1 protein-coding gene and 1 pseudogene are annotated in these 1,604 nt (G+C 54.6%); both read right to left on the reverse strand.

Features of this window, described 5'->3' with window-relative positions; genetic code table 11:
- A pseudogene (locus Q0510_RS00105) lies at nt 1-448 on the reverse strand (sodium transporter); the annotation flags it as partial.
- Nucleotides 449-594: 146 nt separating this feature from the next.
- Nucleotides 595-1,604: alpha-L-fucosidase (locus tag Q0510_RS00110; RefSeq protein WP_298707117.1), on the reverse strand; the 1,010-nt coding region annotated here is incomplete at its 5' end.

Below are 1,604 nucleotides of genomic sequence, written 5' to 3' on the forward strand. Positions count from 1 at the left end.
CCAGGGCGCCCAGGTACAGGATCGAAGTCAGGTTTACGAACACATACAGCAACAGCCAGAAGACCGCCATGATGGTGGCCACCGTGCCGTTATACCGCTGGCTCAGGAACTGCGGCATCGTGTAAATCTTGTTTTTGAGATAAATGGGCAGGAAGAAAATCGCTACCACGAGCAAAGTGGCGGCCGCCATCCATTCGTAGGTGGAAATGGCCAGGCCCATTTTGAAACCCGAACCGCTCATACCAATGAACTGCTCGGCGGAAATGTTGGAGGCAATGAGGGATGCGCCGATCGCCCACCAGGTGAGCGAACCTTCGGCGAGGAAAAAGTCTTTGGTGTCGGCACTGGCTTTCCGTTTCCGGTTGTAAATGTAATAACCATACCCGGCCACGATTACGAAGTAAATCGCAAAAACGATGTAGTCGGATAGAACAAGTTGGTGGTTCATATTAGTATCAGTATAACGTGAAAAGGATTAGTTTGTCAAGATAGCAACAAATCTTTAATTGTTAAATCTACAGTTAAAAAAATGGGCAAAAAAAAGCCGGGCGTCATTTTGCCCGGCTTAATACGTTCATTTCCAATGAATAACGATCATCCGTTCACCTGCGTCACTTTGAACGTCCAGGCGTGCTCGCAGGGCGTTTCTTTCGCGGTGAGTTTCGGCACGGTTACCTTGATCCCTTTCGCCGTTTTGATCCACTGCAGGTTGCCTGGGCGCCCCAGCAGCTGCACGGTGGCGCCTTTCGCGGGCGTTACGCCCTGGATCTCGAGCGATCCTTCGGGCATTACCGGCGCGATCGCGTACACGGTGCTGCCTTTGCGGGTGAAGAACAGCTCCTTGCGGGCGTACCCCGGGGCGGGGTCCACCGTTTGCTTCAGCAGCACTTCGGCGCTCACGTAACCCTTGTGTTTGGGCTGCTCGCGGTTGCCGGCGGTCCATTGCACAGGGGTTTTCCAGGCGCGGGTGTCGTAAATCGCTTCGCCGTTCACATCCAGCCATTTGCCGATCTGCAACAGGCGCTCCTGCATAATGGGCGGGATCTTGCCATGCGCATCCGGACCGATATCCAGCAACAGGTTGCCGCCGCTGCTCACGATATCGAGCAGGAGATATATGAGGGATTGCGCGCTGTTGTAATCCTCGATGTCTTCGTTACGGTTGTATCCGAAAGAATACCCCATGCCCCGGCACTCTTCCCAGGGCTTGCTGAAGGTCTTCCCTACTTCATATTCCGTCGTGAAATACCCGCCGTGCTTCTGCCGGATGCCTTTGCCCCAGCGATCGTTCACCACCACGGATTCCTTCACCGGCGATTCGTTATACAGCCAGGTCAGGAACTCTTTCGAATGCCAGAGGCTGTCGGTCTGGTCCCACTCGCCGTCGGGCCATACGATATCGGGACTGTAGCGGTTCACGAGGTCCTTCAGCTGGGGGATCATGTGGGTGGTTACGTATTCGTGGTACTGCTTGTTCTGGTACAGCGGGTTATACCATTCGTACAGCGAGTAATAAAAACCCATTTTCAGGGGCGTCTTCTTCACGGCAGCGGTGAGGTCGCCCAGCACGTCACGTTTGGAGGCGGCGTCCATGGCGTTCCAGG

Source organism: uncultured Chitinophaga sp., from assembly GCF_937874145.1.
GTDB lineage: Bacteria > Bacteroidota > Bacteroidia > Chitinophagales > Chitinophagaceae > Chitinophaga.